This is a genomic window from Phormidium sp. FACHB-1136 (assembly GCF_014697375.1).
Lineage (GTDB): Bacteria > Cyanobacteriota > Cyanobacteriia > Phormidesmidales > Phormidesmidaceae > Nodosilinea.
Window position 1 is genome coordinate 36,193 of the sequence record NZ_JACJRS010000009.1, and the last position, 18,722, is coordinate 54,914.

26 protein-coding genes are annotated in these 18,722 nt (G+C 58.1%); 9 read left to right on the plus strand and 17 right to left on the minus strand.

All coding sequences use genetic code 11. The features are described from left to right. Positions 1 to 151 precede the first annotated feature (151 nt). The gene (locus tag H6G62_RS04515) at positions 152 to 892 is read right to left on the minus strand and encodes a WecB/TagA/CpsF family glycosyltransferase (RefSeq protein ID WP_190492917.1); all 741 of its coding nucleotides are present in this window, start codon (positions 890 to 892) and stop codon (positions 152 to 154) included. 227 nt (positions 893 to 1,119) lie between these two features. Here H6G62_RS04515 and H6G62_RS04520 point away from each other — a divergent pair, with 227 nt between their 5' ends. Beyond that, the gene (locus tag H6G62_RS04520; RefSeq protein ID WP_190492918.1) at positions 1,120 to 1,476 is read left to right on the plus strand and encodes a hypothetical protein; all 357 of its coding nucleotides are present in this window, start codon (positions 1,120 to 1,122) and stop codon (positions 1,474 to 1,476) included. Positions 1,477 to 1,640: 164 nt separating this feature from the next. Here H6G62_RS04520 and rpsN read toward each other — a convergent pair whose 3' ends face one another. Both rpsN and H6G62_RS04530 read right to left on the minus strand, forming a co-directional pair. After that, entirely contained in the window at positions 1,641 to 1,943 is a 303-nt protein-coding gene (rpsN, locus tag H6G62_RS04525; RefSeq protein WP_190492919.1) for a 30S ribosomal protein S14, read from the minus strand. Positions 1,944 to 2,140: 197 nt separating this feature from the next. Then, on the minus strand, positions 2,141 to 3,625 hold the full coding sequence (locus H6G62_RS04530) for a GAF domain-containing sensor histidine kinase (RefSeq protein WP_190492920.1): 1,485 nt from the start codon (positions 3,623 to 3,625) through the stop codon (positions 2,141 to 2,143). A gap of 366 nt (positions 3,626 to 3,991) precedes the next feature. On the opposite strand from H6G62_RS04530, the gene H6G62_RS04535 reads away from it, so the two are divergent. Together H6G62_RS04535 and H6G62_RS04540 are read left to right on the plus strand one after the other, a co-directional pair. Further along, complete coding sequence (locus H6G62_RS04535; RefSeq protein ID WP_242051823.1) at positions 3,992 to 4,537, plus strand: M23 family metallopeptidase; 546 nt, start codon at positions 3,992 to 3,994, stop codon at positions 4,535 to 4,537. 145 nt (positions 4,538 to 4,682) lie between these two features. Beyond that, positions 4,683 to 5,726, plus strand: a complete 1,044-nt coding sequence (locus H6G62_RS04540) for a DUF3474 domain-containing protein (protein ID WP_242051824.1) — start codon at positions 4,683 to 4,685, stop codon at positions 5,724 to 5,726. A gap of 110 nt (positions 5,727 to 5,836) precedes the next feature. Here the strand turns inward: H6G62_RS04540 and H6G62_RS04545 are convergent, their stop codons facing one another. The 3 genes from H6G62_RS04545 to ilvD form a co-directional block, all read right to left on the minus strand. Continuing rightward, entirely contained in the window at positions 5,837 to 6,442 is a 606-nt protein-coding gene (locus H6G62_RS04545) for a carboxypeptidase-like regulatory domain-containing protein (protein WP_190492923.1), read from the minus strand. Positions 6,443 to 6,975: 533 nt separating this feature from the next. After that, positions 6,976 to 7,770 carry a DUF6816 family protein gene (locus tag H6G62_RS04550; RefSeq protein WP_242051825.1) on the minus strand — a complete coding sequence of 265 codons (795 nt, stop codon included), beginning with the start codon at positions 7,768 to 7,770 and terminating at the stop codon, positions 6,976 to 6,978. A gap of 114 nt (positions 7,771 to 7,884) precedes the next feature. After that, positions 7,885 to 9,570: a dihydroxy-acid dehydratase gene (gene ilvD, locus H6G62_RS04555; RefSeq protein WP_190492924.1), complete on the minus strand. Its 1,686-nt coding sequence runs from the start codon at positions 9,568 to 9,570 to the stop codon at positions 7,885 to 7,887. Positions 9,571 to 9,715: 145 nt separating this feature from the next. On the opposite strand from ilvD, the gene H6G62_RS04560 reads away from it, so the two are divergent. Continuing rightward, complete coding sequence (locus H6G62_RS04560) at positions 9,716 to 10,600, plus strand: pentapeptide repeat-containing protein (protein WP_242051826.1); 885 nt, start codon at positions 9,716 to 9,718, stop codon at positions 10,598 to 10,600. Between the two features lie 64 nt (positions 10,601 to 10,664). Here H6G62_RS04560 and H6G62_RS04565 read toward each other — a convergent pair whose 3' ends face one another. The 7 genes from H6G62_RS04565 to H6G62_RS04595 all read right to left on the minus strand — a co-directional run bounded on the left by H6G62_RS04565 (position 10,665) and on the right by H6G62_RS04595 (position 15,710). After that, on the minus strand, positions 10,665 to 12,548 hold the full coding sequence (locus tag H6G62_RS04565; RefSeq protein WP_190492925.1) for an alpha/beta hydrolase: 1,884 nt from the start codon (positions 12,546 to 12,548) through the stop codon (positions 10,665 to 10,667). A 246-nt stretch (positions 12,549 to 12,794) separates the two neighbouring features. Beyond that, positions 12,795 to 13,988 (minus strand): transposase, encoded by a 1,194-nt coding sequence (locus H6G62_RS04570; RefSeq protein WP_190492926.1) that lies wholly within the window; start codon positions 13,986 to 13,988, stop codon positions 12,795 to 12,797. Between the two features lie 281 nt (positions 13,989 to 14,269). Continuing rightward, complete coding sequence (locus H6G62_RS04575; RefSeq protein ID WP_190492927.1) at positions 14,270 to 14,812, minus strand: hypothetical protein; 543 nt, start codon at positions 14,810 to 14,812, stop codon at positions 14,270 to 14,272. Then, complete coding sequence (locus H6G62_RS04580; protein WP_190492928.1) at positions 14,781 to 14,993, minus strand: hypothetical protein; 213 nt, start codon at positions 14,991 to 14,993, stop codon at positions 14,781 to 14,783. The genes H6G62_RS04575 and H6G62_RS04580 overlap by 32 nt, the downstream gene beginning before the upstream one ends. Further along, positions 14,990 to 15,319, minus strand: a complete 330-nt coding sequence (locus tag H6G62_RS04585) for a hypothetical protein (protein ID WP_190492929.1) — start codon at positions 15,317 to 15,319, stop codon at positions 14,990 to 14,992. The genes H6G62_RS04580 and H6G62_RS04585 overlap by 4 nt, the downstream gene beginning before the upstream one ends. Next, on the minus strand, positions 15,316 to 15,510 hold the full coding sequence (locus H6G62_RS04590; protein WP_190492930.1) for a hypothetical protein: 195 nt from the start codon (positions 15,508 to 15,510) through the stop codon (positions 15,316 to 15,318). Before H6G62_RS04590 ends, H6G62_RS04585 begins: the two co-directional genes overlap by 4 nt. After that, entirely contained in the window at positions 15,507 to 15,710 is a 204-nt protein-coding gene (locus tag H6G62_RS04595) for a hypothetical protein (protein ID WP_190492931.1), read from the minus strand. The genes H6G62_RS04590 and H6G62_RS04595 overlap by 4 nt, the downstream gene beginning before the upstream one ends. 279 nt (positions 15,711 to 15,989) lie before the next feature. Here H6G62_RS04595 and H6G62_RS04600 point away from each other — a divergent pair, with 279 nt between their 5' ends. Then, entirely contained in the window at positions 15,990 to 16,325 is a 336-nt protein-coding gene (locus H6G62_RS04600) for a hypothetical protein (RefSeq protein WP_190492932.1), read from the plus strand. Between the two features lie 61 nt (positions 16,326 to 16,386). On the opposite strand, the gene H6G62_RS04605 is transcribed toward H6G62_RS04600, so the two are convergent. Beyond that, entirely contained in the window at positions 16,387 to 16,758 is a 372-nt protein-coding gene (locus H6G62_RS04605; protein WP_190492933.1) for a hypothetical protein, read from the minus strand. Positions 16,759 to 16,884: 126 nt separating this feature from the next. On the opposite strand from H6G62_RS04605, the gene H6G62_RS04610 reads away from it, so the two are divergent. The 3 genes from H6G62_RS04610 to H6G62_RS04620 are packed head-to-tail and all read left to right on the plus strand — an operon-like array spanning position 16,885 to position 17,407. Further along, on the plus strand, positions 16,885 to 17,034 hold the full coding sequence (locus H6G62_RS04610) for a hypothetical protein (RefSeq protein ID WP_190492934.1): 150 nt from the start codon (positions 16,885 to 16,887) through the stop codon (positions 17,032 to 17,034). Positions 17,035 to 17,037: 3 nt separating this feature from the next. Further along, complete coding sequence (locus tag H6G62_RS04615; protein ID WP_190492935.1) at positions 17,038 to 17,262, plus strand: hypothetical protein; 225 nt, start codon at positions 17,038 to 17,040, stop codon at positions 17,260 to 17,262. Then, complete coding sequence (locus tag H6G62_RS04620) at positions 17,255 to 17,407, plus strand: hypothetical protein (protein ID WP_190492936.1); 153 nt, start codon at positions 17,255 to 17,257, stop codon at positions 17,405 to 17,407. The genes H6G62_RS04615 and H6G62_RS04620 overlap by 8 nt, the downstream gene beginning before the upstream one ends. Here H6G62_RS04620 and H6G62_RS04625 read toward each other — a convergent pair. Next, positions 17,404 to 17,613: a hypothetical protein gene (locus H6G62_RS04625; protein WP_190492937.1), complete on the minus strand. Its 210-nt coding sequence runs from the start codon at positions 17,611 to 17,613 to the stop codon at positions 17,404 to 17,406. The genes H6G62_RS04620 and H6G62_RS04625 overlap by 4 nt on opposite strands. 154 nt (positions 17,614 to 17,767) lie before the next feature. On the opposite strand from H6G62_RS04625, the gene H6G62_RS04630 reads away from it, so the two are divergent. Then, a complete protein-coding gene (locus H6G62_RS04630) occupies positions 17,768 to 18,178 on the plus strand; it encodes a hypothetical protein (protein ID WP_190492938.1) in 411 nt (136 codons plus the stop codon). Positions 18,179 to 18,270: 92 nt separating this feature from the next. Here H6G62_RS04630 and H6G62_RS04635 read toward each other — a convergent pair whose 3' ends face one another. After that, positions 18,271 to 18,564, minus strand: coding sequence for a hypothetical protein (locus tag H6G62_RS04635; protein ID WP_190492939.1), 294 nt, complete (start codon positions 18,562 to 18,564; stop codon positions 18,271 to 18,273). Beyond that, on the minus strand, positions 18,554 to 18,712 hold the full coding sequence (locus tag H6G62_RS04640; RefSeq protein ID WP_190492940.1) for a hypothetical protein: 159 nt from the start codon (positions 18,710 to 18,712) through the stop codon (positions 18,554 to 18,556). Before H6G62_RS04640 ends, H6G62_RS04635 begins: the two co-directional genes overlap by 11 nt. Positions 18,713 to 18,722: the final 10 nt, after the last annotated feature.

The window sequence follows — 18,722 nt, forward strand, 5'->3', positions numbered from 1 at the left end:
GCCTATCCTGCTGCCTTTGGAGAGGTTCAACATCTCCGTTCCCAACTTGCTGGGGCAAGGGCAGAAGGGGCACCAACGAGTCTACCGATGCTCAGCAGATCACAAAACCTCTGTCGTTTGCTGCGATCTACCAAGGCTCGCTGAACGGAGCTTAGCGGGAGGAGTAGGTGAGCGAGCGCCAAGCAAACTGCGGCAGAGCCAGCATTCGCCGCCAGCGCCAGGGCTCTTGGTAAAGGCGGTACAGCCATTCCAAATGGTGCTTACACATCCATTCTGGGGCGCGGTTTTTGACGCCCGCCCAAATATCGAAGCTACCACCGACGCCAATCCAGACGCTATGGGGGCAGAGATGGCGATGGTCGCGAATCCACATTTCCTGACGAGGCACGCCCAGCCCCACAAAGATCACGCTGGGTTGCAGAGTCGCTAGTCGTTGCAGGAAGGCGGACTGATCCTCTGGGCTGAGGAAGCCGTGCTGGGTGCCCACAATTTGAATACCCGGAACTTGCCGCCGCCAGTAGAGGGCGGCATGGTCGGTGATGCCCGGTGCCCCACCGTAGAAAAAGGCGGTTTCCTGGGGCGCGAGTCGTTGCAATACCTGGGCCGATAGTTCAATGCCGGGGGTGCGATCCACCCGCTGGCCCTTGGCCCGAAAATACAGCACGACCCCCGCCCCATCGGGAATCACCAAATCAGCCCCTGCAATAATCTGGCGCAGAAACGGGTTGTGATCCGCCTGCATGGCCATTTCGGCATTTAGGGTCACCACATGGGATCCGACCCCGGCCCGATACTGGGCCAGCAGCCAATCGGCGTAGTTCACCCCCACATGAACCGGAAGCCCCATGACCCGCAGGGTTTTGATCGCCTCTGATCGATTTGCCAACACCATGGCCGTTCTCCTCAAGCTGCCAATGTGATCGCCGCAGACGTTCCCCTAGAAGCGCCGGGGGCACCCTGGGCACAATGTCGCTTAACCATAGAGACCATACCCCGGAATCAACCCAATTTGTTGCATTTCTCAACCATTTTCTGAGAATTTCATTCTAGTGGTAGGACAGGGCGGGTTAGGATGAACTCAACTGGACTCAACGCATTACCAGGAGAGGTTTTTAGGCCATGACAGCCCCCCTTGATCCCATTACCCTACCCCTACCCGACGACGCCCAGCAGGAGGGTGAGTGGTTACGATCTGTGCTGCTGCGGTGGCTGAATGCGGAATATCTGCCAGAACCCGCTAACGAAGCCATTGCTGAACGGGTGGCCCAGGTGTTTACCCGTCAACGCATGGAAGGGGAAGAGGACTTGGGATCCCTAGTGATGGCTATTTTAACGGAACTGCAAGCCTTCGACTTTTCCCAGAGTTTCTATGGCGAGTTTACGGTCGCCAATGCGGTGGGAGACTTGATTTGTGATCGGCTTGGCATTGATCGCTGTTGCGGTCGTTCCAGCACCCTAAACGCAAAGGAGGTGTGAGCAAATCCCACACCCCCTGAGCTTGGATATTGATGTGCCTAGGCTCTACGCTACCTGAGGGGCTTGTCCCAGTCTTTTTCCCTAGGGCAAGGCCCAAGATCGCTGTTCTAAGGGATCGATATTCTAGGGAAACGCTGCCCGAAGCAACGCTGCACTGAAACCATCTACCAGCTAGACTTCACCACACCAGGAAGCAAGCCTTGGTGGGCCATCTCCCGGAGCTTGTTGCGACAAAGCCCAAAGTCGCGATAGTAACCACGGGGCCGACCCGTCATCCAGCAGCGGTTGTGGAGGCGGGTGGGGGCGCTGTTGCGAGGCAGTTGTTGAATTTTGCGGTGAATTTCAACCCGCTCTTGCTGAGACTGAGCGGTGTTAAATTCTTCAAGCAGGGCTTCCCGCTTTTTGGCGTACTTGGCCACCAGTTTCTCCCGCTTTTGCTCGCGGGCAATCATGCTTTTTTTCGCCATGGAGTTTCTTCGCCGTAGAACCTTACAGACACAGTCTTTTATCTTACTGGATGGGGGAGCCTTGTGTAAACTCTTCGCTCGCGAGATTTGGCGAAGCCTGATCCAATCTAGACGGCAGAACGTCGCCCCAGGATATCGCCCTGGGGTGTCACCAGGCCCTTAGCCCCGTTCCCCTAGGGCGAACGAAAACCAGGAGACTAGGGTGAGGAGGCACCATTGGCCTCACTGTTTTCACTGGGATCTGTGGGGGCTAGGGCAGCGGCTGCGTTGTCGATGCGGGGCGATTTGGTGCCGAGGGCGGGCAGGGTGATCACCAACCGATACCCAGCCTCAGCACTGCCCTGGAGACGCATGTGGCCCCCGTGGTGCTGGGCGAGATGGTGGCAGAGGATCATTCCCAGCCATTGCTTGGAGAGATCGGCTGGGGTGAGGCTATTGCCCCGCAACCCTTGGGCATGGAGGTCGGCCTCTAGGCGGTGGCAACCATCGCCCTGTTCTAGGGATTGGCACAGATGAACCATGCTGCTGGGTAGCCCTTCCCCCAGCCAGGGGTTGGACACCCACAGGGCCAGGGCAAGGGATTGCCCCTTGCGGGAACTGTGGATACGCAGAATGCTGTTTTCGCTGGCCATATGCATGAGGCTGAACACCCCGTGGTAGAAAACCTGTTTGACCGTGTGCTGGTCTAGAATCCACAGCCCTTGGGTGGGTTCCACGGTAAAGTCGAGGGTTTGGGAGAGGGTTTCGGCCAAGGGGGCCAGGGTCTCTAGCACCTGATGGCCAAGGCGGTGGATATCCACCGGAGCCGCGACCAGGTCGTTAGACTCTGGACTAATCAGACCCAAATCGAGAATTTCATCCACCTGGTTCATCAGGGTTTGGCTGCTGTTGCGCACGATATCCACATACTCCCGCTGTTTTTCGGTGAGGGGGCCGTAGATTTCTCGGCTAAGCATACTAGTCATCCCCAAAACGGCGGTGAGGGGGTTGCGCATATCCTGAATCAGGTGACCCATCAGGTGCAGCCGGATGGCATCCACTGCAAATGGATGGGTCTGCGTGGGCTGAGTTTGGCCGACAGCGGTCACCATCGCCCGTTGGCGCTCATATTCGCCCATGCCCCAGCGAGCCGCCATCGCTAAAAAGCTGATGTCCTGCGGGCTAAACTCACGGGGCTGGCGATCCATGATGGCGAGTACCCCAATGCACTGGTGCTGGCTGGTGGTGAGGGGCACTGCACCGTAGGCCATGAGGCCATAGGTGGCCATCATTGAGGTGGCGCTCAGGTTGTCCAGATGAGTGACATCATCGATGGCCCAGGGCTGCTGACGGTCTAGGACGTAGCCACTAAGGCTAGCGGCGAGGGGCAGTTTTCGTTCCTCTGCCAGGGGGTTGCCCAGGCCCAGGCTAGAGAGGCCATAGGTTGCCCTCAGATACTCAGTGCCCTCCAAGGCTACACTGATCCAACCCACGGGCATCCCAAAATGCTCCCGCACGAGTTGGATGGCTTCTTCAAAGGCGGGAATGCTGCGGTGTTCGTCGAGACCGAGGGTCATAATAGCGTCTAATCGGGCCTGGGCTTGGTCGGCATAGGAACTGGCGAGGATCCTATGGGGAGGCCAGCTTTGGGGCGCAACGTCAGAACGGGAAGCCCCATGGGCGGAGGAAGTCAGAGAACTCATGGCCAAAGATGGAGGAGGCTAGGGAATACCCCCTTATCATTCCCGGATTCAAACGAAGATGAGCATGGGATTCCTCTAAAACGTAAACTTTTATACGCTTACGGCGGGTTAGCCCCCATAGACCCCGGCCCCTACTCCGTCCGGTGGGAGGTGCTATCAGGATTTGGGGTGGCTGGTTATGGATCGGGCCGCATCCAAAGTAATTGCTTTGTACTATTTTTGATTCTGAGATATAGTTTATGTGTACTAATTTACAGGGATTCAGCCTATCCCCTCGCAGTGAAGGAGCGGTTCGGTATGGTGATGGGGGTTCGTAAAACGCGGGTTTGGCCTTGGATTGTCGTTTTCAGTGTGGGAGTTGGTTGGATGAGTGATCTACTTCCCCTGTCCTGGGAGCCGTTTAAGCCAGAGGCTTGGCTGGCGGCGGATGTTCCAGAGGCACCCCAAAATCCTTGGCAGAACGGGGCTTCCTTCCCAGTAGAGCAGTTTACGGCCTACACCTCGCCCTTTGGCTATCGTCAGCATCCCATGGGGGGGTATCGGTTCCACTATGGGTTGGATTTGGCGGCTCCCCTGGGCAGTTACATTCGCAACTGGTGGGATGGAACTGTCCTTCGGGTGGGCAGCGACAACGCCTGCGGCACCTATGTCACCGTGCAATCTGGGGATTGGACCCACGTCTACTGCCATATGCACGGGCATATTGTGGTGGAAAAAGAGGGCGGGCGGGTGATGGTGGATCGCCCTGGGGGGCTGGAAATTCGCCAGGGGCAGACCGTGAAGTCGGGGCAGCGCATTGGCCGGGTGGGTATGACGGGCCGCACCACAGGGCCACATTTACACTGGGGCATGAAATACCAGGGGCTCTGGGTGGATCCGGCGATTGTCTTAAAGGCGATGCAAGCTCAATAGACCCCATCAAGGCTATTTTCAGGATCGACAGAGGTTAAGATACGTAACAGCCTCGGTGTCGATCATGGCGCGGAGGTCGTTACTTTTTACGGTTAAACTCGGTACTTTCGTGCAAGTAGAGTCTCTTCATCTCCGACCAGAAGGGTTGTCTCAGGGAAATAGCGCCGCCGATTCGGGCCTCCCCTTCACCCTTCAAGACTTAAAAAATGCCATTCCAGACCAGTGTTTTCAACCCTCCCCTTGGCGATCCATCGCTTACTTCCTGCGGGATGTGGGCTTGGTGGTGGCCCTCTACGTCGCGGCCTATACCCTGGATGCCTGGTGGTTTTACCCGATCTTTTGGCTTTTGCAGGGCACCTTGTTTTGGGCTTTGTTTGTGGTCGGCCACGACTGCGGCCACGGGTCTTTCTCTAAACTCGGCTGGCTGAATAACCTCGTGGGTCATCTTTCCCACACCCCCATCCTGGTGCCCTACCACGGCTGGCGCATTAGCCACCGCACCCACCACGCCAACACGGGCAACATCGACACCGACGAAAGCTGGTATCCCCTCTCAGAAACCCAGTATCGCACCCTGCCCGCCGCCCAAAAATTTGTGCGGTTCTATGCCGCCCTGTTGGCCTATCCGCTGTACCTGTTCCTGCGATCCCCCGGTCGTAAGGGGTCTCACTTTTTGCCCAACAGCCCCCTATTTCGGCCCTCCGAACGGCGCGGCGTGGTGATTAGCACCCTCTGCTGTGCGGCCATGGTGGCACTACTGCTGGGGCTCACGGTGCAGTTTGGGGTGGGCTTTATCGTCAAGTTCTATGTGATGCCCTACCTGGTGTTTGTGGTCTGGCTGGATTTGGTCACCCTGTTGCACCACACCACCCCTGAACTACCCTGGTATCGAGGCGAAGACTGGAACTTCCTGAAAGGGGCCATCTCCACCATCGACCACGACTATGGTGTGTTCAACGACATCCACCACAACATTGGTACCCACGTTGCCCACCACATCTTTTTAGGCATTCCCCACTACCACCTGAAAACCGCCACCGAGGCCATCAAACCCGTCCTGGGAAGCTACTACCGCAAGTCTAGCGACTCCATTTGGACGAGCTTCTGGCGGGCCTTTTGGGAATGCCGCTATGTGCCCGATCAGGGTTCCCAGGTGTATTACCAACCCGATCCTCAAAACCGGGCCTAGGGTCTAGGCGCTAAATCTAAATCACCCATCGACCACAGAACGATACTCAGCCTTAACCCCTAGGGCTGAGTATCGCTGTTTAGGGGAGTTGATAGATTGATAGGGACGGGCTAGCTCCGACCACTCAAAGCCAACTGGGCTTGATGAAGGCTCGCGAAACTGGGCCAGGGCATGGGATCGCCTAGGGGAGAAACTGGCAGGGTTGGCGGATCCGTCGCCAGGGAAAGGGTGAGATCCAGCGCCGAGAACGCCAGCCATTGGTCAGAGGGGAGCACCCGCACTCGCCCTTGGGTAACCCCTTGGCAAACGTGGGGAATGGCTAGGGTGGCGGTGAGGCTATAGTCGCCGGGGGGGAGGTCAAAAAAGCAATAGTGGCCATCGCCCCCGGTCAGGGTTTGGTCGGGTCGGGGCGCGACTAACCTCTGGTTGTGCTCAAAGGTGTTAAAGAGGGACTGGGCTAGGCTAAGGGTTTCGACGGTGGGGGGGCGTCCATCCAGCCGCCGTTGGTAGTGGATCATCAGTTGGGGATGGTCGGCCAAGGCGTTTTCAAGGATGGTCAAAAAGCGCTGAATACAGTCAACGGGGGCCTGGGTGATCCGCACCACCACCTGGGGGAGTCCCTCCTGGGTGGCGGCGTTAATCACCGTGCCTGCAATGGCAACCCGCTGCGGTGCGGCGGCTTGATAGGCGGACGGGTGTACAGCAGTAGTCAGCATGTCCGGTTCTCCCTTATGGTATGGATACGGAACCCAGGCACCGTTTTAGGCCTGCACCGGGGTTCTCCACCTACCACGGTTCAAGGTTGCTAACGGCCCTGCTGCCCACGGAACGGTAGACCTCAAGATGGGGCAAATCGAGGGGCCAATGGAACGTAAGGGTGCTACGTCACTAACACGGGTTAAGCGCAAATCGGGCTTGTCTGTCCCCCGATATCAACGAACGGGGAGCCCCCGATCCTGCGGTTGACCCGATGGGGAATCGGGGTTCTCTCATTTGGATTTGGGATGGGCGATGGTCATCAATGATTTGAACGCGAGGCTGGGGAAAACGAGGCTTAAACCAGTGGGCACACTGGAGAGATAGGAAAACCTTGGCCGAATGGCTGACAACGGCCTCTAAAACCATCGTAAAGATAGCCTTAACCTAGGTTTATCCTACTGTGAATGGCCGGGTCATGGGCGGAACGTTACGCGAAGTTCGCATCCAGGCAAGTGTCACTGCAACAAATGTTGCCAACGGGTAAGCCGCCTTACTCTGGGGTATTGGCAAACCGGGGAAACAGGTGTAGACGATAGCGGTAGAGCGCGACAGGTTGCCCCAACGCGGCGAGGAAATTAGGATCCTGGGGGGCAAGATAAACGGCGGTAACCTGATCCGCTTCGATGTGATCGCCCAGGTTCCAGTAGTCTGTGGTGGTTTCAACTTCGTTGAGGTAGGGCACAGCGGTGCCGCGAAACACCTGTTGAAAGCGTTCCGCCGTAATGAAGCGATCCACCTGGGGAGACTCCGTAGCCCGTGCCGTGACGGTGGATTCTAGTTGTCGCCCTTGTGCTAGCAGGGTCAACTGCCGATTGGGATGATTGGGGTCTACCTTCACAGTTTTGACCGCCGCCGCCCCCAGATAAGCCTGGGCCATGTTCAACCCATTGAAGCTACGGTCAGCGATGATGTCGCGCTGAGGCATCACCCTGGGCCAAAATCCGCTGAGCAGATGGGGGGCTTCTACAAACCTCACCACACAGCTAATGGGCTGATCCACCATGGCTTGGTTGCTCTCAAAACCAGGGGTGACGATGTCTGGAGCTAGGGGGGCGGCTAAGTCCACTAGGGTACTGGTGAGTTCCCAGGTGCCCTCCAGCCAGTTGGGATAAATCAGATCGCCCTTGGCGGTGGGGAGGGGCAGCTTTTCCCAGCGGGGGAACTCCTGAAAACGCCCTGCCAGCGGTAACGCCAGGGCATCGCCGCTGCACAACAGCCACACCGTTAACAGCAACACCAGCCAGGACAAGCGGCGGCGAATCAAAATACGCAGGGTTCGAGGCATAGTAAGGGCCAAGGACAAGAGAGGGCAGGGCAGGCTCGGAAGCCATTCTACCCCGCCCCTTTTGTCCCTCGCCGGGATTTTCGTAGGGTAGGCACTGCCCACCCTACACAACGTCTAGAACAGGTTGAGGTCGGTGACGCCCCCCAGGCTGCTGGAGGACACCAGTTTGGCGTACTTAGCCAAGACCCCGCGCTTGTACCGAGGGGTGGGGGGTACCCAGGCGGCGCGGCGCTGGGCCAGTTCCTCCTCGGAGACGTTCAGTTGCAGCAGGTTGTGATCGGCGTCGATGGTGATGGTGTCACCTTCCTGAACCAGGGCAATGGTGCCACCCACAGCGGCTTCGGGGGCGACGTGGCCCACCACCATACCGTAGGTGCCGCCGGAAAAGCGTCCGTCGGTAATCAACCCTACGGAATCACCCAACCCTGCACCGATGATGGCAGAGGTGGGGGCCAGCATTTCCCGCATACCGGGGCCGCCCTTAGGGCCTTCGTAGCGCACCACGACGATGTCACCCGCCACGACTTTTTTGGCCAAAATGGCCTTCAGGCATTCTTCCTCAGACTCGAACACACGGGCGGGGCCAGTGATGTGGCGGTTTTTGACACCCGTGAGTTTGGCGACGGCCCCCTCGGTGGCCAGGTTGCCCTTGAGGATGCCCAGGTGGCCGATGGGGTACATGGGGTTGCTGAAGGGACGAATCACATCCTGGTCGGCGCGAGGTTCGGCGGGGATGTCGGCCAGTACTTCCTCAATGGTTTGTCCGGTGATGGTGAGGGCATCGCCGTGGAGCAGACCATTGACCAGCAGCATTTTCATCACCTGGGGGATGCCCCCCGCCCGGTGTAGGTCGATGGCGACATAGCGCCCGGAGGGCTTGAGGTCGCACAGCACGGGCACCCGCTGCCGAATGGCTTCAAAGTCATCGAGGGTTAACGCTACGCCGATGGTGTTGGCAATGGCCAACAGGTGCAGCACCGAGTTGGTGGATCCACCCACCGCCATAATCACGGAAATGGCGTTTTCAAAGGCTTTGCGAGTCAAAAGCTGGCTGGGCAGAATTTGGTTGCGGATGGCGTTCACCAGTGCCTCAGCGGATTTTTCGGTGCTGTCGGCCTTTTCTTCATCCTCAGCCGCCATGGTGGAGGAATAGATCAGGCTCATGCCCATGGCTTCAAAGGCGGAGGACATGGTGTTGGCGGTGTACATGCCGCCACAGGAACCCGCCCCCGGACAGGCGTTGCGCTCCACGCCCAGGAGGCGTTCTTCACCGATTTTGCCAGCACTGTATTCGCCCACCGCTTCAAAGGCGCTGACCACCGTCAGGTCTTCGCCCTCGTAGTGACCCGGTTTGATGGTGCCGCCGTAGACAAAAATGGCCGGAATGTTCATGCGGGCCATGGCAATCATGGCTCCGGGCATATTCTTATCACAGCCGCCAATGGCGAGCACGCCATCTAGGCTTTGGCCGTTGCACACGGTTTCAATGGAGTCGGCGATCACATCGCGGGACACCAGGGAGTACTTCATCCCCTCGGTGCCCATGGAAATACCATCGCTGATAGTGATGGTGCCGAACAGTTGGGGCATCCCTCCGGCGGCGCGAACCCCGGCCTCGGCGCGGCGGGCCAATCCGTCGAGGCCCATGTTGCAGGGGGTAATGGTGCTAAAGCCATTGGCGATTCCCACAATGGGCTTCGTAAAGTCGTTGTCACCAAACCCCACGGCCCGCAACATGGCGCGGTTGGGGGTGCGCTGAACGCCTTGGGTCACCACTTGGCTTCTGCGGTTGTCGGACATGATCAATCCTCTAGGTGCAATGCGTTAGAATTTCTATTCCACAGGGTTAGATTTTCCCTCAAAATTAAGACCATGGGAAAATCGCACTAGATTTATTTATTTGGCTTCTTCCCCGTTCCGCCCATCGTCGCTATTTGAGAGACCTTTGGATACTTCCTCTGCTGCCCTGCCGGTGCCTCCACCGCCGACGGAAATTACTGCTGAAGCTCTCCTAGAGCGCTACGCCCTCGGAGAAAGAGACTTCCGTAGTGTTCAACTGATTGGAGCTAACCTGTCTCGCCAAGATTTGGGAGGAGCCAATTTTCGGCAGGCCGTTCTGCGAGACTGCAATTTCTCTGGGGCCAAGCTGGTCGGGGTCAACTTCCGGGAAGCCAAGCTAGCAGAAACCAATTTTTACCAAGCTAACCTCACCCTCAGCAATTTTATTGGAGCCGATCTCACCGAAGCCTCCCTAGTGGAGGCCGACCTCACCGAGGCGGGGATGCGCAGTGTCAACCTGATTCGCACCAACCTCAGCCGCGCCATCCTGCGGGAGACCAACCTCAACGAGGCCACCTTTGACCACGCGGTTCTCCCCTATGCCGACCTAACGGAGGCCAGCCTGAGTCGCGCCAAAATGCTGGGCGTGGCCATGCCCCACGCTAACCTCACAAACGCCAACCTCACCAGCGCCCTGATGAACGGCATTGGCCTCGAAGAAGCCAGCCTAGTGGGTGCCCTGCTGAGTGGAGCCACCCTGGAAGGGGCCAATCTGCAAGGGGCCGACCTCAGCCGTGCCAAGATGACAGGGTCCCATTTGGTGAACGTCAACCTGGCCAAGGCCAATCTGCGGGGCACCAACCTAAGCTGGAGCACCCTGCGCGGATCCAACCTACGGGGGGCCACCCTCTACCGCACCAAGCTCTGCTGGACAAACCTGAGCGGGGCCGATCTCACCGATGCCGTCATGATCAACGCCAAGCTTGACTACGCCAACCTGCGCCACACCGATGTGCAGGGCACCGTCCTCCCAGATGGGTTCACGCGCTAGGGTGTTTTTTCCCCTTGCCCCTTCACCCCTTGGCCCTGGATGGGGGTCATTCTGAGCATGGAAGTTAAGGCACGGCTGGCTTGCCATCGGAGGTCTGGGCTTGCATGGGCCAGCGCTGGGGTGTGGTGGGCCAGGGGAGGGCCACCACGGTGGGCGGGGTGGTGCGCAGATAGGCGAGCATCTGACGCTGGAGCGTGTGGAACTGATTCTGCCACAACATCGACTGGAGCCGTAGTAGGGAGGATGGGTAGCTCAGGCGGCTGGCCCGCTGGTAATCGGTTTGGTGTTGCAACCTAGGCCAAGTGAGCAACTGATGCGGTAGGGTTTGGGTCAGGCCCAGGGCCAACTCTGGGGTAGAAAAGGCCTCGGCATAGCTGGGGGAAAGAAAGCCAACGTAGTCCTCGGCCTGATTGGTTTGCTGCAAAATAAAACTGAGGCTGAGGCCCTGCAAAAACACCCGGAGATTACTGGTTTTGGCATTGGGTAGGGCAGGCATGAAAGGGATGGCTTGCAGGTTGGGGTTCAGGTTTTCCGGGTCACCCACACTGAGGTGGGATCCTCCCAGGGCCGTAATTAGATACTTTGGCCCCGCCAATTGGGTGAAGGGGCCAAGCTGCTGTGCCGCCATCGGGGTCACACTGTCCTGGGTGCCTGCCAACATGAGGGTGGGGACGGTCACTTGGCTGAGGCCCCTTTCCCCAAACAATAGCCCGGTGAGGGGGTTAGTCAAAATCAACTGCTGAACCCGATCATCGCGCAGGTTGGCATACTTCACAGGCAGATCTAGGGCGGCACACTGAAACCAATCCGAGGGCGACAGACGCACGGGATCCACCTGTGCGCAGGCTTGATCCAGCAGCCGCAGATCCAGCGGTGCTCCCGCCAAGGCCAGCCCCGTATACCCTCCGAGGGAATGGCCGATCACGGTGACTTGGCTGGTGTTGAGGCGGCCCCGCAGGCTGTAGGAATAGCGATTTAGGCGCTCCAGCCGATCTAAAACGTAGCTAATGTCTCGCGGACGATCCAAAAATTCCGTGGCGGGCAACACACGGCTGCCCGGACTCTTAGCCGATTGGTCTGCCTTAGGCAACGACAACAGCGCCGCTACATTGCTGCCCGGATGCTCCACCGACACCACCGTGAGCCCATGGGAAGCCAAATGTTCGGCTAGGTAGGCCATAAAGCGGCGGTCGGCCCCAAACCCGTGGGACAAGACCACCAGCGGGCCGTGGGTGTCTCGACTCCAGTAAATATCCACCGGAATGCGGCGATTGCGCTCTCGATCCCGCAGTAGCATTTCCCAATGCTCCACTGCCGAAGACCCGGTCGAGAAGGGATTCACCGTGCTAGGTGGCCCAACCTCGTTGACGGGGGGGGACATTTCCCGCCGCAAAATGTGCCCCAGTAGGGTGCTTTCCCGCTGGGAGAGATAAAACTGGGATGCCCAGGCCACCCAAGCCCCCACATCCACCTCCAGGCTGTCTTGGGGCAACTGCCGCAGCACCGCCATCACCGTAGGAGGCATCTCTAGGGTCGAGACCTGCTCTAGCGCCTGCTGGAGATCCGTCGGATTCAGGTTCGGCACGAGGGCTTGCAGGGTGGCTAGCAGGGGAGTGCCGCCGGGAGTATGCAAAATCTCATCGACAATCACCTGGCCCACCGCCGGGTCTACGGCCAGTTCGCTGTTAAGGGTGGCCTGCATCTGGGCATTGAGGAGGGGCCGATAAAGGCTGAGTTCTTTGGGGATCTGCCCCGTTGCCGCAAAGGTTTCCAGATCCGCCACGCGCAGGGTCTTAGATAGCGGCCCCCAGCGTAGGGTAAGGAACTCCGTCGCCGCTGCCCCTTGCCCCCAACTCACCCCCGCCACCACTAGGGCCACCCCAAGGGCCGCCCGCCACCAACCTTTGCCCAGTTGGCGGTGGAAACGTAGGCAGGGGGATTGAATCACAGTCACCACACCAGCAGAACTATCGTTTAGGGGCAAGTATCGTTTAGGGGACGGTAACCAGGGCCAGAAGGTTGCACCGCCAATTTTCTCTAACGATTAGCTTAATCCTTCCGTTCGTGCAGCACTGCGATCATTAACCCCACTTAATGATCGCAGTGCTGCACGAACGGAAGGATTAAGCTAGCGCGGCGCAAAAAAGCCCCCGACGGTGCGGGGGCATACCTGATATTTTTTGAGCGATCCGGACTACAGGGTAGCCAGCAAGTCTCGATAGAGGTCTTTAACGATTCGGGATGCCACCTTCATCACGGCCTGATTGTGGGGCATCTCTCCAAGCTGGTGATAGTAGTCGTAATGCTGTCGGAGTCTGGGCGGCTGGGCCAGTCGCCCCCCAATGATCACGATCTTGGTTTTGACGTGCAGATATAGTGCCGTGCGCCCCAGCTTCGAGCCAGCGGCCCGCTGTTCGCTAATTTGGCCGGACTGATAGAGTCGAGTCCCATTCCCTAGGGCCAGCCGGAAAGCCCCTAGGCTCTTGTCTCGGCGGTGGTAGCGCCCTTCGACTTTGGCACTGGGGAGGCGAATTTTGATGGGCTTGCCATCCTCAAGGAACTGGCTAAACGGGTGGATGCGGCTCAGCAGAACGGCCCGCGTCATGGGGCCAAAGCCAAACTTATCAAACACGGCTTGATAGGCGGCAAACTCTGGGGCGGAGACCAGGGCGTCGATCCTCTCCTCCATGGGGAACTGCTGGCGCTCGAGGTCGCAGACCTGGGTAGCGAGGGCAACGCTAAGACCTGACAGGCCAGACCCGATAGTTTCGTCTAGACTGGCCTGTCGCTGGGTGGCTCCTCGGACTTTCTCCCCTGCTAGGAAGCGCCACAGCGCCGGGGGTGACGCCTGGAGCCATTCCCTATTCTGTTGGGGCTTCGTGCCGGATTTGGTGCGGCAAGCCTCCGGCCATTCGTAGCTCAGTAGTTGCCATAGGCGATTTTGTTGGGCATTGATCGCCCTAGAAAGGGTCTGATGCTGCAAGGTGAGGTTCCTAAGTTCCTCGGCGTACTCACTCAGAAATGCCGAAGGATCGCCCTGGTTCATGGCCCCGTAGATGGCGAGAAAGGCCGCGTCGTAGCGGTCGCTCTTGGAGGCGATACCAGCGTACTCCTTCAGGGCGCGAACTCGCTTGGGATTGACTCTCAACACGGTTTTACCGTTGGCCTTGAGGGTGTCTACCCAGATTCGAGAATAGTCCCCGGTTGGTTCGATGATGTAGCAGTCTCCTAGGTCTAGGAGCTTGCGGACGCCGTCGCTATTGGACAGCAGTGGAACGGGGGTATAGCTTCTAGCGAATGCTCCCAGGTCGGAGGGAACACTATCGCCGTCAAGCTTGCAGCAGAGAATAGAAGCCTTAGCGACTTCAACACCGATGATGGTTGGCATAAATCAAACTACCTGTATCGCAATCCGTTTTAGCTCCGGGGCTGTGAGCCACCGTTTAGCACGTCGTTCTCAGATCGGTGAGTCGATTACCGCCTAGTGGGTGGCTCCGGGCTGTTTGGCAACATCTAAAGAGCGTGAAGACGCGGATTAAGCTCAGCCCCAGCCCGGAGGCAAAGAGACTTAGGGCTCCGGGGTTGGAATCCGGGGCCGTGCAAGCCTCCCGCGACACTCCCCACGGTGGGGAATGTTTCGGCCCTTGGCAGGGGCCATCATCAGGCGGGTTAATAGGGGAGATCGGGTTCTTCCTGGGGGCGAACCTCGATAGGGATTCCGTCTTCTGGCACAAAGAAGACTCGGCGATCATCGCCCTGGAGGTCTAGGGGCTCACGCTCAATCACTAGGGACTGAATGAGCTGGGTTAAGCGGTCAATGATGGTGATTCGGGGGTCGTCTTCGTGAGAGATGAACTGCTCGTCGTTGAGCAGGGCGGCGATGTCTACCAGTTCTCTCAGGGCGTTCATGGCCCAGGGTTCGATGGTGGGGTTATTGGTCATCGGGGTTTCCTCTAGGAGTTCACAATCGAAGATTGAGAGCCAGCGGCGTAGGTTGGCTAGATACTCGCTGCGGGGCATCTCTAGCAGGTGACATTCGGCAACGTGGTTCAGGGAGCGCATCAGACTGTCTGGGTCTCGCCCCTGGTGCTCAGTGCTGCCACTGGCAAGTTCATCGGCCAGATAGGATGCCGTGAATCCCGCCTTGGCCAGGGCGAGGGCGATCCGTTCAGGAACTTGGTTATTCGGCGTGGGATTCGGGGGTGTTGTCATAGGTGTAGAGGGGATAGCGGGCATGAAGGGCGGCTTGTTGCTCTAGGCGGGCCTTGTTGAGTAGTTGGGCCTGATCTCGCAGGTAGGCGAGGTCTGGCAAGGACATGGAGCGCATCTCCTTGAGAATTTCACTCATAGCGCGGTCTTTGGGGGTGATGTATTCGGCGTGTCCGGTGTTCATTGCCAGGTTTCCTCCATGCGAAATTTCATTTTGATGGCCTCTGCCGATCCGTTGGCTTGGCACATTGCCCGCCAAAACAGGCCCGCGTAGACGATGGACGAAAACCGCCCAATCTCTTTTCTAGTGGCACAGTCCACCACTCGATAAACTTTCTGAGGCAGGGGCGGGGGCATCTTGGTTTCTAGGCGCTGAGCTAGCTTTTCCGCCAGTTCACGTTTGCGCAGGTGCTTGCCAACCCCATGAACGTTTGCCCATTTGATGCCGTGACGGTCGGCGATCTCTTGTAGGCGGGGTAGGCGTAGGGTCATCAATTCTTCTTGGGTCATAGGGTCTCCTTCTGCTGTAGTTCGCCTATCTCGCTCTCCAGGTCTGCCACACGCCGCCGAAGCTGACTGATATTGACGGCTCGACGGCGGTTGACTTCAGCCAGGTCGTTTATGCGGTCTTGTTGACCGAGAACCATTAGCTCAATTTTGGTGATTCGCCGAGCCATGGCCTCTAGGGCGTCTTCGGTCATAGGTGCGCCTCCTCCAGGTCGTCAATCCGGCCTTTGGCGGCTTCTAATTCGATGTTGTGCTGTACCAGGGTCATGCGGTAGCACTCAAGCTTCTGCTCTAGGGCGGCGATGTCTAGCAGGGCTTTGACTAGCAGATCCTCTACCGCGCCTAGTCGGGCTTCATCTTCGGTCATGGGCCAGGTGCCTGTTTTTTCAGTCATCGGCCTGATCCTCTTCCGTTGTCCATGGTTGCTCCTTAGAAAATCCGGGGGGCGTCCCCCGGTCGCTACGCTTGACGCTCTCTTTGGCCTGGAGGGAATTACACCCCCTGTGCGAACGCCCACACACCCCTAGGGCCAGCCAGGAAAGCCGGGAGTGATGTCCGGCTGTGGAGTTGGTTATCCATGCGCACATTATACGCATAAATTGAGCTACAATACGCATAGAATACGCATCAATAAGTTATGCGTATAAGAGGCGTACAATCATGGAGAAGATCTATGGAGAAGGTTGGGTATGGCGCAGAAACCGCGACTGAACTTAACAGTGAGCAACGAGGCCAGGGACTTCATGGAGAAGGTGAAGCAGGAGGTAGGGGCCAAGTCCTTTTCGGAGCTCCTGGAGACTATGAAGGACTGGTACAAGCCATCATCAGCAGGGTCTCCCAAGACTCAGCCAGACGTCTTGGGAAAATCGTTGACCAGCTAATCAAGCAAGAGCAAGAGAAGCTGGCAGAAGCGGAGGAATGTGTGCGCTGGTATGAACGCGAGGTCGAAAAGCACACGACCTCATTAAAGGAACTGGAGGATCTGAAGTCTCAGTTAGGCAACGAATAGTCCACACAACAAAGCCCCAGAGGTGCGAGCGCATCTCTGGGGCTTTGTTGTGTGGTGGTGGTTAGTAGTGAACCTGCCTGTCTAGCTGAATCATGCCCTGATAGGCCTGGGTGCAATTATTCGGGGGCTTGATGTAGCCGACCCAGATCACGACATTACTCATTGTGACCAGGGCATCCAGGTATTTAGCCTCTGGGTCTGATTTCATCCAGTGCTCAGCAATCTCAATGTTCATGTTCAGGATGGCTTCTTTGTCCTCAGTACAAGCCTGATCCAGTCGCTCTAGGGTTTCGGTGTAGCGATCAACGTGCTCGATATTGCCGTCCTTTACGGCCAGTCGCTGCACTGGGTCAACGGAATAGAGCAATCGAGGCCCAACAGAAACGGCAACTACCACTCCCACCAGCCACCAGATCGGATGAACACGCCGCATAACCAGTAACCAAACTCAGCACTTTTAGGATTCCCAATCATGCAGAAATCTAACCTTCACCTAGTCCCCGTGTCGTGCGCCCAGAGACAAGCAGTCCTCTGGATCAATCCGGCGTTCATCGCGTCGATGACCTTGCAGCCCCACGACTACCAGGGAGAGAAGCTCTATCACGCCATCGTTCGCACGGTGGATCAGTGTGCCTTCTATGTTTCCGAGGATGATTACCTGCTGCTGTTGTCGGTGGCCACCCTGACCGCCAAGCAGGGGCGGGGATAGGTCATGCAACTCAACCTCTTAGACCTGATCGCCGAGGCAGAAGCCCAGGCGCGAGACGCGGCGGACGACGCCGTTCTCGCAGAGATCGAAGCCCGTGGGCTGAGCGTGGGCCAGGGGCTGGTTGCGAGGGCACACGCACGGAATGCATTAGCCAAGGCCCGGTGTATGCCACGGGGCGCACAAGAGTATTTTTTGTCCTTAATTGTGGAAGGTTTAACCAATGATTGACCTACTCAACCTCAGTAGCAGCTACGTTATGACCGCTGACGAGCGGTGGTTCTGGGAGATTCGCGACTACTGCTGCTCCGTGACGCGGTTTCCATCCCTCCAGCAGTGTCAGGAAGACTTCAGGGAGTGGATAGGGGATTTTTAGCGGATTCCTAGAGGGTAGCCCAGTGGGGGCAGGGGCACATAGGTGTCGCAGCCCGTGCCATAACAGCAAACCTCAACCTCAGGGAATGGGGCATCCGTCACCACCGCCCAGCCCACCGCCACAAACACCAGTAGCAGGAAGATGCAGGCCACGCAGCCCACAGTCCAGGCCAGCGCCACCACTACAGAATCCATCAGGTCAATCATGTCTACATGTCCACATCTTTTCCCCAGCCTAGACCACCCCAGTGGTTACTATTGCCGCCTGAGTTGCGGGGGCGAGTGCTTCAACGCAAAACCACTGTCACAACCCCTAAAAGGTGAACTCACTGGCGCGAATTTCAAGGGCGACGACAAAAACGTGTCCGACAGCTTGGAACGTCGCGGTTCTAGCTCTGTCATCGATGGGGCGGAAACCCAAGATTTTCCTTTGGGAAACGTGTCCGACAGCTTGAAACCTCGTGCCATCGATGACGCTGATCCAGGAGAGGAGGACGACCAGCTTTACGGGATGTTTTGCCGCACTGGCCAGTTCTGGCATGAGGCGGGGCCATACCCCAGTAAGGGGCGGCTCTACTATCGCTACCGCTGGGGCCATGGCCATGCGATAGAGGGGGTTCGCCACATTCCAGGCGGCTCCATGGTGCGGGGGCTGGTGCGAGAACGGGCGGCGATTGTGGAGCGGGCCGTGTATGTGGATTTTCGGCCCCACCACGAGATTGTGGCCCTGATTGATGGATGGCGACGGCTACGGCCTAAGATCAATCTGTGACTGTTACCCAGCAAAAACCCCGGAGGGGGTAGCCTCTCCGGGGTTTTCGTTTGCGCCCCAACCTGGCTTAGCCTGACTTAGCCTGACTTAGCCTAATCGCGATGGGCAGCGCGTGGGGTAAAGGGATGGGGGTATTGTCCGGCACTGGCCAGTTGGAGGTATCGTTCCAGGTCGTCTAGCCGTCGGGCGAGGGCATCCAGGCGGCTGTTGGTGTCGGTGTCGATGATTCTCAGGCTTTCGAGTCCCACCAAGGCAACTTTGACGTTTTCGTCCAGGCGGGTGAGCAGGGCGATCTGCTTGCTGTAGCTGCCCAACAGATTGCGGGTGGCCACGGCCAGGGCGGTGATCACCGACAGGGTGAGGGGAATGTAGATCTCAAGTCCCATGGTTCATACCTGCGGGAAATTCACCACGGGAGCCACCGCCCTGGCGACGGCCTGGAAATTCATCACGGGAGCCAGCGGCGAGGACGGCCAACCCCAGGGCGACGGCGGCGAGGGCGGCGAGGATTTGTTTGCGGGGGTTGCGTTGCATGGCCTTGGGC

What these genes read in the sequence shown, in the direction of transcription:
- H6G62_RS04640 (WP_190492940.1), bottom strand. Translation starts at nt 18,712, where the DNA reads ATGCAACGCAACCCCCGCAAACAAATCCTCGCCGCCCTCGCCGCCGTC.
- H6G62_RS04600 (WP_190492932.1), top strand. Translation starts at nt 15,990, where the DNA reads ATGGAGAAGGTTGGGTATGGCGCAGAAACCGCGACTGAACTTAACAGT.
- H6G62_RS04515 (WP_190492917.1), bottom strand. Translation starts at nt 892, where the DNA reads ATGGTGTTGGCAAATCGATCAGAGGCGATCAAAACCCTGCGGGTCATG.
- H6G62_RS04605 (WP_190492933.1), bottom strand. Translation starts at nt 16,758, where the DNA reads ATGCGGCGTGTTCATCCGATCTGGTGGCTGGTGGGAGTGGTAGTTGCC.
- H6G62_RS04595 (WP_190492931.1), bottom strand. Translation starts at nt 15,710, where the DNA reads ATGACTGAAAAAACAGGCACCTGGCCCATGACCGAAGATGAAGCCCGA.
- H6G62_RS04635 (WP_190492939.1), bottom strand. Translation starts at nt 18,564, where the DNA reads ATGGGACTTGAGATCTACATTCCCCTCACCCTGTCGGTGATCACCGCC.
- H6G62_RS04610 (WP_190492934.1), top strand. Translation starts at nt 16,885, where the DNA reads ATGACCTTGCAGCCCCACGACTACCAGGGAGAGAAGCTCTATCACGCC.
- H6G62_RS04550 (WP_242051825.1), bottom strand. Translation starts at nt 7,770, where the DNA reads ATGCCTCGAACCCTGCGTATTTTGATTCGCCGCCGCTTGTCCTGGCTG.
- rpsN (WP_190492919.1), bottom strand. Translation starts at nt 1,943, where the DNA reads ATGGCGAAAAAAAGCATGATTGCCCGCGAGCAAAAGCGGGAGAAACTG.
- H6G62_RS04575 (WP_190492927.1), bottom strand. Translation starts at nt 14,812, where the DNA reads ATGACAACACCCCCGAATCCCACGCCGAATAACCAAGTTCCTGAACGG.
- H6G62_RS04625 (WP_190492937.1), bottom strand. Translation starts at nt 17,613, where the DNA reads ATGATTGACCTGATGGATTCTGTAGTGGTGGCGCTGGCCTGGACTGTG.
- ilvD (WP_190492924.1), bottom strand. Translation starts at nt 9,570, where the DNA reads ATGTCCGACAACCGCAGAAGCCAAGTGGTGACCCAAGGCGTTCAGCGC.
- H6G62_RS04580 (WP_190492928.1), bottom strand. Translation starts at nt 14,993, where the DNA reads ATGAACACCGGACACGCCGAATACATCACCCCCAAAGACCGCGCTATG.
- H6G62_RS04535 (WP_242051823.1), top strand. Translation starts at nt 3,992, where the DNA reads ATGAGTGATCTACTTCCCCTGTCCTGGGAGCCGTTTAAGCCAGAGGCT.
- H6G62_RS04520 (WP_190492918.1), top strand. Translation starts at nt 1,120, where the DNA reads ATGACAGCCCCCCTTGATCCCATTACCCTACCCCTACCCGACGACGCC.
- H6G62_RS04545 (WP_190492923.1), bottom strand. Translation starts at nt 6,442, where the DNA reads ATGCTGACTACTGCTGTACACCCGTCCGCCTATCAAGCCGCCGCACCG.
- H6G62_RS04570 (WP_190492926.1), bottom strand. Translation starts at nt 13,988, where the DNA reads ATGCCAACCATCATCGGTGTTGAAGTCGCTAAGGCTTCTATTCTCTGC.
- H6G62_RS04585 (WP_190492929.1), bottom strand. Translation starts at nt 15,319, where the DNA reads ATGACCCAAGAAGAATTGATGACCCTACGCCTACCCCGCCTACAAGAG.
- H6G62_RS04620 (WP_190492936.1), top strand. Translation starts at nt 17,255, where the DNA reads ATGATTGACCTACTCAACCTCAGTAGCAGCTACGTTATGACCGCTGAC.
- H6G62_RS04590 (WP_190492930.1), bottom strand. Translation starts at nt 15,510, where the DNA reads ATGACCGAAGACGCCCTAGAGGCCATGGCTCGGCGAATCACCAAAATT.
- H6G62_RS04615 (WP_190492935.1), top strand. Translation starts at nt 17,038, where the DNA reads ATGCAACTCAACCTCTTAGACCTGATCGCCGAGGCAGAAGCCCAGGCG.
- H6G62_RS04530 (WP_190492920.1), bottom strand. Translation starts at nt 3,625, where the DNA reads ATGAGTTCTCTGACTTCCTCCGCCCATGGGGCTTCCCGTTCTGACGTT.